Genomic DNA, 13,644 nt, shown 5'->3' with positions numbered 1-13,644 from the left:
TCGGCGTGTTGCGTCGTGCAACAGAGTGCGGGCGGTGGCCTCCTGATACATCGGGGTCTGTCACAACGACGACACTTGCGACAGTGGTGATTGGACCGATGCGAGAGTTGTGCGGCATGAGCGCGTACTAGCCATGGTCATGGCCAACCCGGAACGGGCCGCCGCCCTCGGCGTACGGCTGCTGGCCCGGGCCGAACGTGGACGCGACCGCCCCGGTATGTCCACCAGCCTGCGCATCCTCGGCCTGGCCGCCCGGGAGCTGCAGGATCCGGCGCTGGCCGCCATCCGGTTGCGCCGCTCGATCGCCGTGGCCCGTGACCATCCGCGGCTGGCGGCCGAGTCCCGGATGAGCCTGGCGTTGGTGCTCAACGACCTCGGGCGTCCTCGGGCCGCGCTGCGCGAGATCGATCAGGCGCTGCTGGTGCTGGAGGGGCTGCCGCTGGCTCGGGCCCGGATGCAGCACGGGATCCTGCTGCGGCGGCTGGGCCGCGACACCGAAGCGCTGGAGGCGTACGGTGCGGCGCTGGCGAGCTTCCGGCGCCACGACGACCGGCTGTGGCAGGCGCGGGCGCTGACCAACCGCGGGGTCCTGCAGGCCTACCGCGGGATGTTGACGCAGGCGAAGGTGGATCTGGAGCGGGCCGAGGAGCTGTACCGGGGCCAGTCGCTGACCGTGGCCGTGGCCCAGGTGCAGCACAACCTCGGTTTCGTCGCGGCGCAGGGCGGCGACATCGTCACGGCGCTCACCTGGTACGACCGGGCCGACGAGCAGTTCCGGCAAAGCGGGCGCCGACCCGCCGAGGCGCTGATCGACCGGGCGGAGCTGCTGCTGGCGGCCCGGCTGCTGCCTGAGGCCCACCAGGCGGCCCGCGACGCGGTCGAACTGGCCGGGTCGACCCGGCTGGGTTCGCTGCTGCCGCAGGCGCGGCTGCTGCTCGCCCAGGCGGCGCTGGCCGCCGGGGACACCGCCGAGGCGCGGCAGTCGGCGCGCCTGGCGCGGCGGGCCTTCGAACGGCAGCAGCGGGAAAGATGGGTGGTGCACGCCAGATACCTGGAGTCGGTGGCCATGGCGCGGCCGAGCCCGCGACTGCTGCGCACGCTGGCGACGGCGCTGGACGCGGCGGGCTGGCCGGAGCAGGCCCTGGACGCGCGGCTGCGCGCGGCGGCCACCGGCGACGCGGACGCGCTGGCCGAACTCGCTGCGGTCAGCGTGGCCCGCGGGCCGGTCCGGTTGCGCATCCGGGCCTGGCACGCGCAAGCGCTGTACCGCCTGCACCGCGGCGACCGAGCGGGGGCCAGGCGTGCGCTGCTGGCCGGGCTGCGCCTGCTCGACCAGTACCGGGCCGCGCTGGGCGCGACCGAACTGCGGGTGCTCAGCTCGGCCGAGGGCGGTGAGCTGGCCCGGTTGGGGGTGCGGCTGGCGCTGGTGGAGCGGTCGGGACGGCAGGTGCTGGGCTGGGCGGAGCGGTGGCGTGCGGCGACGCTGCGACTGCCCGCCGGGCGCGGGCAGGACGACCCGGCGCTGGCGCGGGAGCTCGCCGAGTTGCGCCGGGTCAGCGCGGAGCTGGCCGGATACTCCTCCGACGCGATCCGGCGGGCCCGGCCGCTGCAGCGCCAGCGTGTGTTGGAGGACTCGATCCGGCGCCGCACCTGGCGTACCCGGACCACAGGCGGCGTGGTCGAGACGCCCGGTTCGGTCGACGAGATCGTGGGCGGCCTGGGCGGGCGGGCCCTGGTGGAACTGGTCGAGCAGGACGGGCAACTGCTGGGCGTGGTCGCCGTCGACGGGCGGATCCTGTTGCGCCCGCTGGTCGCGGCGACGGCCGTGGCCGCGGAACTGGCGGCGCTGCGGTTCGCGATGCGGCGGCTGGTGCTGCGGTACGGGTCGGCGGCGTCGCTGGCCGCCGCCGAGGCCGCCGCCCGGCACGGCGTACGGCAGCTGGACGAGTGGCTGCTCGGTCCGCTGTCCCGGCTCGTCGGCGATCGGGACCTGGTGGTGGTGCCGACCGGTGCCCTGCAGGCGCTGCCGTGGTCGGCGCTGCCCAGCTGCCGTGGCCGGTCGGTGGCGGTCGCCCCGTCGGCGACGGCGTGGGCCCGCAGCGCCGCCGGTGGCGGAGTGACCGACGACCGGACCGTGCTGGTCGCGGCGGCGCGACCCGAGCACGCGCTGGGCGAGGTGCGGGCACTGGCCGCGCTGGCGCCCGCCGCGCGGGTGCTGGCCGGTCCGGACGCGACGGTGCGCGCGACCCTGGCTGCCATCGACGGTGCCCGGCTGGTGCACCTGGCCGCGCACGGTGAGTTCCGCGCCGACAATCCGCTGTTCTCCCACCTCGACCTGGCCGACGGGCCGCTGACCGTGCACGACCTGACCGGCCTGCACCGGGCGCCGGACCTGGTGGTGCTGTCGGCCTGCGACACGGGCCTGTCGGCGGTGCATCCGGGCGATGAGCTGATGGGGCTGACCGCCGCGCTGCTCGGGGCGGGCACCCGCACGCTGGTCGCGAGCATCGGCCCGGTCGACGACGACGCGACCCGGGCGCTGATGCTCGAGCTGCACGACCGGCTGCGCCAGGGCGCCGACCCGGCCGCCGCCCTGGCCGCCGCGCAGGTCGCGGCACCAGTAGAGCACTGGGCGACCGCCCATAGTTTCTCGTGTTTCGGCGCCGGAGCCGCCTGACCTCCCATCATCCGCGTCGGATATCGGCGGCGGCGGCGTCGCGCAGCTGACATCGACGGCTGTATCAGCGCCCGCCGCCGCCCGCTCTGTTTCGCGATCGTGCCGCCCGGCACGAGGCGAGGCGGAGGTGGACAGATGCGGTACACGCAGGAGCCGGGGCCGTTGGCCCGGGCGTCGGCGCTGCTGCTGGCGAGCCTGGCCGAGGTCGATGTGGCCGTGCAGGTCGAACACCCCGGCGCTGTGCAAGGTGTGCAGGCCGGAGCGTACGGCGGCCCGTGGCTTGCGGTATGGCCGTACGCGGTGCTGCCGGAGTCGCTACCGGCACGCGCCGGTGATCCGCTGCGGTTGCGGGTGCGGTTCCTGCTGCACGCCGACGGTCCCGGGACGACCCCGGTCGAGGTGCTCGACCGGGTGCTCACGGCCGGGGTGCCGTACCTGCTGGCCGAGGCGGTGCCGGACACGTTGTGGCCGGCCCTGGGGGCACGGCTGCGCATGGCGCTGCTGTGCGAGGTGCCGGTGCAGTTGGCCACGGCGGCGCCGTACGTGCCGCGGGTGACCCAGCCGCCCCGGCTGGAGACGACGGCACTGCGGCCGCTCAACGGCCGCGTCGTCACCGTCGACGGAGTGCCGCTGGCGCGGATGCGGGTGGCGGTCGCCGATCAGACGGCCGCCGCGTACACCGACAACAACGGTCACTTCACGCTGCCCGCGGTCGCCGCCGACCGCCCGCTGCGCCTGCTGGTCACCGGCCGCGGGTTGCAGCTGTCCGCCGAGGTCGCGGCCGTGTCGGCCGACCCGGTCGTCATCACCTGCGAGATCCTGGAGGTCTAGCAATGCCCGTGTACTCCTCTCCCGGCATCTATGTCGAGGAGGTGTCCGGCGGCAGCAGGCCGATCGAATCGGTCGGCACCAGCACCGCCGGGTTCGTCGGCACCGCACCCGACCCGACCGCCCGCCGCGACGAAGCCGTCGCGGTCAACAGCTGGTCGGAGTTCGTGCGCGTGTTCGTCGGCGAGAGCACCGCCAGCACCCCGCTGTCGCGGGCCGTGTACGGCTTCTTCGACAACGGCGGCGGCCGCTGCTACGTCGTCAACATCGCCACGGGCCACCCGCTGGCCGGTAAGGGCCGCCAGCGGTCCGGGCTGCGGCTGCTGGAGGCGATCGACGAGATCGCGATCGTGGCGGCGCCCGGCTACACCGACGCGGCATCCTACGAGGACCTGCTGGCCCACTGCGAGCTGATGGGCGACCGGATGGCCATCCTCGACGGGCCGGAGCACACCGGCGACGTCGAGCGGCTGACCCGCGTCGGCGGCGTCACGCTGCCCAAGCCGCCCCGCAAGGCCGGTGCGAGCGCCGAGGGCGAGTCGCAGGTCGCGCCGGTCGAGGAGAACAGCGGGCTGCGGCCGCGCCAGTCCGACTACGGCACCTTCTACGTGCCTTGGCTGGTCGTACGCGACCCGCTGACCGGCGAGATGACCAGCACCCCGCCCAGCGGCCACGTGGCCGGGGTGTGGGCGCGCACCGACACCACCCGAGGCGTGCACAAGGCCCCGGCCAACGAGCCGGTGCGCGGCGCGGTCGACCTGTCGTACCGGGTGACCAAGGCCGAGCAGGACGTGCTGAACCCGGCCGGGGTCAACTGCATCCGGCACTTCCCGGCCGAGGGCATCCGCATCTGGGGCGCCCGCACGCTGGCCGCCTCGGCCAGCGAGTGGCGCTACCTCAACGTCCGGCGACTGTTCAACATGCTCAAGGAGTCGATCGGCGACGGCACGCGCTGGATCGTGTTCGAGCCCAACGACAACCTGCTGTGGAAGTCGATCCGCCGCGACATCGGCGCGTTCCTGACCCGGGTGTGGCGCGACGGCGCGCTGCAGGGCCGTACGCCTCAGGAGGCGTTCTTCGTCAAGTGCGACGAGGAGACCAATCCCGCCGAGGTCCGCGACGCGGGCCAGGTGGTGACCCTGATCGGCATCGCGCCGGTCAAGCCGGCCGAGTTCGTCATCTTCAAGATCAGCCAGTCCGCCGGCACCGGCGGCGAGCAGGGAGCCTGACATGCCCGAGGTCACCGCAACCGCGCGTCCCGCCGCCCAGCCGGGCAACCTGGTGGACCCGTATCGCGCGTACAACTTCAAGCTGCTCATCAACAACGTGACCGAGGGCCACTTCACCGAGGTGGGCGGGCTCGGCATCAAGGTCGAGACCATCGCCTACCGGGAGGCGGGCAACAACTCGGTGGTGCGGGCCATCCCCGGCCGGGTCACGTACCAGCCGGTCACGCTGCGGTTCGGTCTCACCTCGTCGGCGGAGCTGTGGGACTGGCTGATGACCGCGGTCGAGGGCCGGGTCAGCCGCCGCAACGTCTCCATCGTCATGCTCGACAGCTCGGGTTCGGCCGAAGCGCTGCGCTGGAACCTCGTCAACGCCTGGCCCCAGGAGTGGTACGGCTCGCCGCTGGACGCGATGAGCCGCGAGCTGGCGGTGGAGACGCTGGTGTTGGCGCACGACGGCCTCCAGCGGGAGACCAGCGGTGTCGGCGCGGCTGCGTGATCTCGTCGGCTGGTTGCGGCGCCTCTTCGCGGGAAGGGGCGCCGCCGCCCGGCGGACCCTGGCGGTGACGGCCGACGGCACCGCGCTGGTGTACGTCGCCGACCCCGCCGACCAGGCCGATGCCTTCGGGCATGACGGGGCCGACGACCCGACCGCCGGACTCCGACCGCCGACCGCCGACCGGCTGGGCGGACGCGCCGCCGACCTGGACCCGTCCGGGTCCGGAACCGGTTCCGGACCGGCCCGGCCTGCGGCGCCTCAACCGGGTGCGCAGGCCGTCCGGCCGCCCCGCCCGGTGGCGCAGGCCGTCCGGCCGCCGCACCCGGTGCGGGCGCGGGACTCGGGGCAGCCGAGTTCGGTCTGTCCGGCCGTCCGTCCGGGAACGACCCAACTGCCGCCACGGTCGGTGGCCGCCCAGGCGATGGCCGCTGAGGCGGTGCGGGTCGAGGCGGAGACGGCTGCTGCACCGGCCCGATGGGCCGACGACGCGTCGGCCCAGCCACGGCCGTTGCCGGACTGGATCGACAGCCCGGCTGATTCGCCTGCGGGCGAGGGTCACCGGGTCGAGCAGCAGCGGCTTGGTCAGGCACATCGCCGTCCCGGCCCGGCCGTGGTCGGCGACGAGCCCGTCAGCCTGGCGACCGAGCGGACGGGCTCCGCGACGGAGCATGGCTTCGGGACACCTGGGTCACCGGAGCATGACGGTGTCAGCGGGCGGTCGGGGTGGCCGGGCTCGCAGGACGCTGCCTGGCCGACGCGGTTCGGCGGGCGGGCGGCTGCGGCCCCGGCGACACCCGGCACCCCGCCCGGAGCGGATCCACCCGGGTCATCCCAGGTGGACGACCTGCCGGGGCCGCGCAGGGAGGGCAGGGGGGAAGCTCGGCACGACCGGCTCACCGGGTCCGGTACCGGTACCGCCGCCACGGCGGACCGCGACAGGACGGCTGCCGTCCGCGTCCACTCGGACACTTCCGGGTGGCCCGCGCCGTCGTACGGCCCGGAGGTCTCGACACAGGACGACCGGGCCTTCGAGGCGGTCGAATCCTGGCGTGGCCCGACGGCGGACGCGTGGACCGACGCCGTTCTGGGGCGGCGGTCGAGCCGTGCCCCAGGGCAGTCCGCCACCGCTTCGGGGTCGGCCGCGACGCCCGGTCCGCAGCCGGTGCGCCCCGGGCCGGGCCGAGCGGCGCAGCCCTCGTACCCGGCGTACCCGGCCGTTTCGCGGGCCCGGCGGCAGGACTGGCCGCACGACGCCGAGCGGCTCGGGCCGCCCGGGGCCGCCATGATCACCGGTCCCGCGGCCGAGGCGCCGTGGCCGTCGCTGGACGGCCCGGCAACGGTCGCCGACCCGTGGCCGCACCTGCTCGACGACACGGCGCTGTGGGTGGCCCCCGATCCGTCCACGCCCGACCCCGACCGGATCCACCGACTGCGACGTGAACAGGAGGGGCAGCAGTGGAACGCATAGCCTTCCTCGTCGACGCCACCGGCGAGCGCATCGACTGCCTGGTCAACCCCGAGACGCTGGTGATCCGGCGACTCGCCGGGGTGCGCCCGGCGGCGCTGCCGGGCGCCGTGGTCGGCACCGGGGTCGACGACGCGCTGCTGTACACCGGCGGCGGCCGTACCGAACTGGTGCTCGACCTGCTGTTCGACGTCGACCTGGTGGAGCCCGCGCACCGACCCGACGACGTACGCGAGCTGACCGGGCGGCTGTGGCACCTGGCCGAGAACGGCGACGGCCGCCTGCCGCTGGTCCGGCTGGTATGGGGCAAAAGCTGGAACCTGCCCGGCGTGGTGGTGAACGTGGCCGAGCGTTTGGACGCCATCGACGCGTCCGGCACGCCGCGGCGTTCGTGGCTGCGGCTGAAGCTGGTGCGCACCGAGGGCGAACCCGCGGCGCCGCCGACCCGCACCTCGGCCGCCGCGGTCCAGGTGACCGGCAACGGCGCCGGCGGAGCCGGGGTCCGCTTCGACCTGCTCGCCGCCACGGCGCTGGGCGACCCGACCCGGTGGCGGGAGCTGGCCGAACACAACGGCGTCAGCAACCCGCTGGCCGTGCCCGCCGGTTCCGTCCTGGGAGTGCCGTCATGATCATTCCTCAGCTGTCGGTACGCCTGGACGGCGTGCCCGTCCCCGGCCGGGTCCTGTCGGCCCGCGTCGCGTACCGGATCTCGCTGCCGACCCAGGCCGAGCTGACCGTGCAGGCGGGCAACGGCTGGCCCTTCGGGTCCCGGCTGCAGCTCGAACTCGACGGGCAGCCGCTGTTCGACGGAGACGTCGGCTCGGTGGAGCTGGTCCGCGGCCCCGGCTCGGAGATCGGCTGGACCGTCGTGGCCCACGACGTGCTGCACCGGCTGCGCGCCCGGCAGCGGCCCCGCGTGTTCACCGACGTGACGCTGGCCGACCTGGCCCGCGAACTCACCGCCGGGCTGGGGCTGACCGTGCGCTGCCCCGACCCGGGGCCGCCGCTGGAGCGGGTGGTGCAGCACCGGGCCACCGACTGGGACCTGCTGTCGCGTACCGCCGCACGGCTGGGCCGCTACCTGCACCTCGACGGCCGCACCCTGGTCGTGGACACGCTGCGTCCGCGCGGTTCGGCGGTGGAGCTGAAGTTCGGCGACACGCTGTGGCAGTGCCGCGTCGCCGGGCACGCCGACCGGGCGCTGTCGGCGGTGACGGCGTACGGCTGGCACCCGAGCCGGGGCGAGTTCACCACCGAGCGGGCCGCGGGCCCCGGCTACCGTCCCGGCTCGGCGACCCCGCCGCCGGGGCTGGCCGCCGGCGCCGACCGCACCCTCATCGACCAGCCGGTCGGGCACCAGGCCGAGGCCGCGCAGGCGGCTGTCGACCGGGGCGCCGCGCGGGCGCTCGCGGTCAGCGGCACCTGCCAGGGCGACGTGACGGTACGGCCCGGCCGGGCCATCGGCGTCAGCGGCGTCGACGACGCTGTCGACGGGGTCTATCCGGTGTGCACGGCCGTGCACACGATCGACGCCGACGGCTACCGCACCGTCTTCGGCACCGAGGCGCCCGAAGGCCTGCCGCAGCAGACCGCGGCGGCGATCGCGCTGGGCCGGGTCACCGCGGTCGACGACCCCGACGGCCGGGGCCGGGTCCGGGTGGTCCTGCCCGGACACGGTGAACTCGACCTGGGCTGGCTGCCGGTGCTGTGCCCCGGCGCCGGGCCGGGCAAGGGCGTGGTCGTCCTGCCCGACCCCGGTGACCTGGTGGTGCTGGCGCTGCCGCGCGAGGACCCCGCCGACGCGATCGTGCTCGGCGCCGTGTTCGGCCCGCAGACCCCGCCCGACACCGGGGTGAAGGGCGGCGCGGTCAAGCGCTGGACCCTGCACAGCGCGGGTGGGCAGCAGGTCGTCGTGGACGACGTCGACAAGTCGATCACGCTCACGAACGCCGACGGCAGCCGCCTGGAGCTGGCGCCGAACGTGGTACGGCTGCTGGCCCGCACCGACCTGGTCATCGAGGCGCCGGGTCACAAGATGTCCATCCGCGCCGCCAGCGTCGACTTCGAGCGGGCGCTGATCCCGGGCCTGCCCACGGGGGTGAACCCGCTGTGAAGGCGATCGTCTCCACCGCCGACGTGCGCTGCGACCACGACGGCAAGGTCCAGAACAACCCGTCGCAGCACTGGGTGCAGATCGCGGGCGACCCGGTGCTGGTCGACGACGACCCGGAGGGACGCGCGATCGTCCGCTGCCCGAACATCGGCGCCACGATGAAGCCCTGCGTGAAGACGCTGCGCGTGTTCACCGGCTACAGCGACTGGATCCGCGTCGACGGGCACGCGGTCGTGCTGGACAACCTCGACGGGCTGACCGACGGCACCGTGCCCGGCACGGTCCACTACCAGGTCCGGATCCCCGGCCAGTCCTTCGTGGAGGTCTCCGCGTGAACGCGACATCGCTGCGCTTCTCCGAGCCCGTCGGGCTCGTCACCTCGGCCGCGGGTCGGGTCGCGCTCGTCCACGGCGACGACGCGATCCGCCAGGCGATCATGCTGCTGCTCGGTACGACGCCCGGTGAGCGGTTGATGCGCCCCGACTACGGCTCGCACCTGCACCGGCTGCTGTTCGCGCCCAACGACCAGACCACCGCCGGTCTGGCCATCCACTACGTCCGCCACGCGATCGAACGCTGGGAGCCGCGGGTCGAGATCGAGGAGGTCGACGCCGACCCCGATCCCGACATCCCGTCCCGGCTGAACGTGCACCTGCGCTACCGGGTCCGCCAGACGCTGGCCACCGGTGTCCTCGACTACCCCCTCGACCTCGGAGAACAGCCATGATCCCCGTGCCGAACCTGGACGACCGCACGTTCGCCGACCTCGTCGCCGAGGCCCGCGAGCGGGTGCGCCGGTCGTCGCCGGACTGGACCGACCTGTCGGTGCACGATCCGGGTGCCGCGCTGCTGGAGGCGTTCGCGTACCTGACCGAGGTGATGCTGTTCCGGCTGAACCGGCTACCGGAGAAGGCGTACCTGGAGTTCCTGAACCTGCTCGGGGTCACCCGGCGGCCGCCCGCCGCGGCCTGGGTGGAGCTGACGTTCAGCCGGACCGGCACCGACACCGCCGAGCGGATCGTGATCCCGGCCGGGACGCGGGTGGTGGCCGCGCGCGGCGCCGACCCGCAGCCGGTCGTGTTCACCACGACCGTCCCGGCGGCGGTCGCCGAGGGCGCGACGGAGACGCGGGTGCGGGCGTACCACTGCGAGCTCGTCGACGGGGAGCTGCTGGGCCTGGGCACCGGGCTGCCCGGACAGGTGCTGCGCTGCGACCGCGCCCCGCTGGCCACCACCGGTGAGCCGCTGGAGGTGATGCTCGGCGTGCAGGCGGCCGGGCCGGTCGACGGGGCGGCGCGGGAGTTCCAGGGTCGCGTGTTCGAGATCTGGCAGCGGGTGGAGAGCTTCGCCGGGCTGGGGCCGACCGACCGGGCGTACCTGCTGGACCCGGCAGCGGGCGTGGTCACGTTCGCGCCGGAGCTGGACGGGGCGACGGGGCAGGCCGCGATACCTGGTGCGGTGCCGGGCGCGCACCGCGAGATCCGGATCTGGTACCGCACCGGCGGCGGCTCGCACGGCAACGTCGGCGCGGGCGCGCTGACCACACTGCGGGATCCGATCGCGGGGGTACGGGTCACCAACGCCGAACCGGCCCGGGGCGGGCGCGACCTCGAACCGGTCGACGCGGTGGCCCGGCGTGGGCCGTACGAGCTGTTCAGCCTGCACCGGGCGGTGACCGCGCGCGACTTCGAGCTGCTGGCCACCACCGACTCCCCCGCCGTGGCGCGGGCGCGGGCGTTCACCCGGGCGGCGATGTGGTCGTTCGCCCGGCCGGGCGAGGTCGAGGTGACGCTGGTGCCGTTCGTGCCCGAGGCGGCCCGGCCGGGCTGGCGGCTGCCGGTGGCGGCGCTGCTGGAGCGGCAACTGGACGAGGTGCGGCTGCGTACGCAGGCCGACCTGGACCGCCGCCGGGCGCTGGGCACGTCGGTGACCACGACGTGGGCCCGGTACAAGACCGTGGCGGTGCGCGGCCGGGTGGTGGTGGGCCGCCAGGAGGACCTCGACGCGGTGCGCCGCCGCATCCACGACCGCCTCTACCAGGCCATCAGTCCACTGCCCGCCCCGGCGACGGTGGAGGGCTGGACGTTCGGCGAGCCGCTGCGCGCCTCGAACGTGTACCGGATCCTGGAGCAGGCCGAGCCGGGGGTGCGCTACGTCGACGACGTGCGGTTCGTGCTCGACCACGCCCCGTCCGGCGTGACGAGCTCGCTCGCCGCCGACAACTATCAGGCCGCCACCTGGTACACCGGCGGTGGCGCCCAGGTGTTCCGGTCCACCAACGACGGCCAGGGCTGGGAGCTCGTCAACGAGCTGCCCGGCGAGACGGTCCGGCAGGTGCTGCCCGCGCCCGGCGCCGACCGCCCCGGTGTCACGGCACGGCCGGGCACCGTCGCGGTGGTCACCAACACCGACGAGGGCGGCTCCTCGGTGTACGTGTCGGCCGACCTGGGCGAGACCTGGCGCAAGCTCACCGAGCTCGACGCCGTGGTGCTGGAGGCGGCCTGGATCGACCGGGACGAGGCGGTGTCGCTGCTGCTGGCCTCCGACGCGGGACTGTTCGAGATGTCGCTGGTGGACGGTGCGGTGCCGCTGCAGATCGTGGTGGACCAGAAGGACCAGGACCGGGGCTTCAACTCGGTGCGGGCGTTCGTGTCCGAGCGCGGGGTGTGGGGCGTGGCGCTGGCCGCCGAGACCAGCTACGGGGTGTACCTGTCCACCGCGGGCGGCAAACCCGGCACGTTCCAGCACGTGGGGCTCGCGGGCACCGACACCCGGGCGTTGGCGGTGCAGCTGGACGGCCCGGACACGGTGCTGTGGGTGGGCACCGGCATGGCCGACCCGCGCAAGCCCGGCAAGGGCTGCTACCGGGCGCGGCTGTTCGAGGCCGACGTCCGCTGGCAGGAGATGTCGGCCGGGTGGACCGGCGGCACTTGCTGGGGCCTGGACTTCACCGACGGGGTCGCGTACGCCGCCAGCCAGAGCGGCGGAGTACTGCAGCTGGACACCACCGCCGCCACGCCGCAGTGGGAGTCGCCGTCGGTCAACTGCGGCCTGCCGCTGCGCGACCGGACCCGGTTCGAGCCGGTGCGGACCGTCGCCGCAGGCGGCGAGGTGTTCGTGGGCGGCAACCGGGGCGTGCAGGTGCGCGCCGGGGCGGGGCTGTGGCGCTCGGCGGCCAGCAAGGAGCTGCGGCAGGTCGTCACGATCCCGCCGACCTGGCTGCTGGTCTCGGGTGACCACGACATCGAGGTGGTGACCGACGATGCGGCGTGACGCGATCGCCGGGATGCTCCCGGCCGTGTTCCAGCGGACCATGCACCCGTCCGGGGTGCTTTGGGCGCTGCTGGACGTGATGGAGGGCCTGCACGACAGCAGCGAGGCCCGACTCGACGCGGTCGAGGACCTGTTCCACCCGTACCGCTGCCCGGAGCGGCTGGTGCCGTTCCTGGCCCGCTGGGTGTCGGTCGACCACCTGGGCAGCGGTCGGGACCTGGTCGCACACGGTGCCGCGCTGGCGCAGTGGCGCGGCACCCGAGAGGGGCTGAAGGCCGCGGTGGTCATCGCCACCGGCCTGACCGAGATCGAGATCGAGGAGGCGGCCGACCGCCCGTTCCACCTGATCGTCCGCATTCCCGCCGAATGCGTACTGGCCGAGCAGGTTCGGCACATCGTCGAGCTGGACAAACCGGCCGCCACCACCTTCGAGATGGGAGAACTGCCATGAGCGAGAAGACCGACAAGAACGAGAAGTGGATCATCACGACGTCGACGCCGGAGGTGGCACTGGGCCAGGACCGCGCTGCCGAGGTGACCTTCACCATCACCAACCAGACCAAGCGCACCGGCCGACCCGGCATCGACTTCCACACCGGGACCGACACCGACGCCGCCTGGTTCACCGTGGAGGACTACCCGCGCCCGCGGCCGGGGGCCACCGCGCCACTGGTCGTGAAGATCAACGTGCCGCAGACGGCCCCGGCCGGACGCTACGAGTTCCAGGCCCGACTCACCCCTCCCCCGGCCCCGGGCACCTTCGGCGACGCCGAGGCCGGTGACGCGCCTGAGGAGAACTCGGTGCTCAGCCGCCGCGTCGCCGTGGTCGTGCCCGCGCCGCCGACGCCGGAGAAGAAGCCGTTCCCGTGGTGGATCGTGGTCGCCGCCGCGCTGGCCGTACTGGTCATCGGTGTGATCACCTGGCTGGTGTGGCCGGGCGACGACCCGCAGGCGGTCGCCCCGCAGTCGTCGGCCAGCCCGTCGGTCGAGCCCAGCGCCAGCCCTTCACCGGTGCCGATGACCGCCGTGCCGAAGCTGGTCGGGCTGAACCTCACCGACGCGAAGGCGGCCCTGGCCAAGGCCGGTTTCGTGCCCGGCACGGTCCAGTACGGCTGGGACAACTCCCGCGGCCCCGGCGCGGTCACCCGCCAGTCACTGCCGGGTGGCGCGAGCGCGGCCAAGGGCAGCACTGTCGACCTCGGGATCTCGGCGGCCGCGGCGCAGCCGGTCATCTCCGTGCCGGTCAACAACTCCAGCGTCCCGCCGGGCCGGATGCCCACGCTGAACTGGACCCAGCCCGACTCGTGGCCGGTGCGCTGGCTGGTCTCGGTGCAGCTCGAACGCTGCACCCGGTCGGTGGTCGGTGAGGTCTGCAGCCTCACCCCGGCCGTGTCCAGCCAGATCTCGCGGGAGCGGCAGTTCACCCCGGCGCTGCCCAAGCCCAACTACGACACGGTCAACAACGTCCGCGACAACGGCTGGGTCACCATCAGTGTCCAGGTCCTCGACGACTACGGCACCGCCACCACCGCCGGCACCGTCCGGGTCTACCTGGAGCACTGA

12 protein-coding genes are annotated in these 13,644 nt (G+C 74.3%); all 12 read left to right on the top strand.

The window, feature by feature from the left end:
- Positions 1-133: 133 nt before the first annotated feature.
- The 12 genes from KUA19_RS12425 to KUA19_RS12370 all read left to right on the top strand — a co-directional run bounded on the left by KUA19_RS12425 (position 134) and on the right by KUA19_RS12370 (position 13,644).
- Entirely contained in the window at positions 134-2,677 is a 2,544-nt protein-coding gene (locus KUA19_RS12425; RefSeq protein WP_372451788.1) for a CHAT domain-containing protein, read from the top strand.
- A 135-nt stretch (positions 2,678-2,812) separates the two neighbouring features.
- Positions 2,813-3,508, top strand: a complete 696-nt coding sequence (locus KUA19_RS12420) for a hypothetical protein (RefSeq protein WP_217396111.1) — start codon at positions 2,813-2,815, stop codon at positions 3,506-3,508.
- Positions 3,509-3,510: 2 nt separating this feature from the next.
- Complete coding sequence (locus KUA19_RS12415; protein WP_217396110.1) at positions 3,511-4,734, top strand: phage tail sheath family protein; 1,224 nt, start codon at positions 3,511-3,513, stop codon at positions 4,732-4,734.
- A 1-nt stretch (position 4,735) separates the two neighbouring features.
- Positions 4,736-5,230 carry a phage tail protein gene (locus KUA19_RS12410; RefSeq protein WP_217396109.1) on the top strand — a complete coding sequence of 165 codons (495 nt, stop codon included), beginning with the start codon at positions 4,736-4,738 and terminating at the stop codon, positions 5,228-5,230.
- A complete protein-coding gene (locus KUA19_RS12405; protein ID WP_217396108.1) occupies positions 5,211-6,698 on the top strand; it encodes a hypothetical protein in 1,488 nt (495 codons plus the stop codon). Before KUA19_RS12410 ends, KUA19_RS12405 begins: the two co-directional genes overlap by 20 nt.
- Positions 6,686-7,324 (top strand): CIS tube protein, encoded by a 639-nt coding sequence (locus KUA19_RS12400; RefSeq protein WP_217396107.1) that lies wholly within the window; start codon positions 6,686-6,688, stop codon positions 7,322-7,324. The genes KUA19_RS12405 and KUA19_RS12400 overlap by 13 nt, the downstream gene beginning before the upstream one ends.
- Complete coding sequence (locus tag KUA19_RS12395) at positions 7,321-8,808, top strand: phage baseplate assembly protein V (protein ID WP_217396106.1); 1,488 nt, start codon at positions 7,321-7,323, stop codon at positions 8,806-8,808. The genes KUA19_RS12400 and KUA19_RS12395 overlap by 4 nt, the downstream gene beginning before the upstream one ends.
- Positions 8,805-9,143, top strand: coding sequence for a hypothetical protein (locus tag KUA19_RS12390; RefSeq protein ID WP_217396105.1), 339 nt, complete (start codon positions 8,805-8,807; stop codon positions 9,141-9,143). The genes KUA19_RS12395 and KUA19_RS12390 overlap by 4 nt, the downstream gene beginning before the upstream one ends.
- Positions 9,140-9,535, top strand: coding sequence for a GPW/gp25 family protein (locus KUA19_RS12385; protein WP_308167418.1), 396 nt, complete (start codon positions 9,140-9,142; stop codon positions 9,533-9,535). Before KUA19_RS12390 ends, KUA19_RS12385 begins: the two co-directional genes overlap by 4 nt.
- Positions 9,532-12,081 carry a putative baseplate assembly protein gene (locus KUA19_RS12380; protein ID WP_217396104.1) on the top strand — a complete coding sequence of 850 codons (2,550 nt, stop codon included), beginning with the start codon at positions 9,532-9,534 and terminating at the stop codon, positions 12,079-12,081. The genes KUA19_RS12385 and KUA19_RS12380 overlap by 4 nt, the downstream gene beginning before the upstream one ends.
- The gene (locus KUA19_RS12375; RefSeq protein WP_217396103.1) at positions 12,071-12,532 is read left to right on the top strand and encodes a phage tail protein; all 462 of its coding nucleotides are present in this window, start codon (positions 12,071-12,073) and stop codon (positions 12,530-12,532) included. Before KUA19_RS12380 ends, KUA19_RS12375 begins: the two co-directional genes overlap by 11 nt.
- Positions 12,529-13,644, top strand: coding sequence for a Stk1 family PASTA domain-containing Ser/Thr kinase (locus KUA19_RS12370; RefSeq protein ID WP_217396102.1), 1,116 nt, complete (start codon positions 12,529-12,531; stop codon positions 13,642-13,644). Before KUA19_RS12375 ends, KUA19_RS12370 begins: the two co-directional genes overlap by 4 nt.

Origin of the sequence: Catellatospora tritici (assembly GCF_019083965.1) — a bacterium.
GTDB classification, from domain to species: domain Bacteria; phylum Actinomycetota; class Actinomycetes; order Mycobacteriales; family Micromonosporaceae; genus Catellatospora; species Catellatospora tritici.
This window is presented reverse-complemented; position numbering and strand designations above follow the sequence as displayed.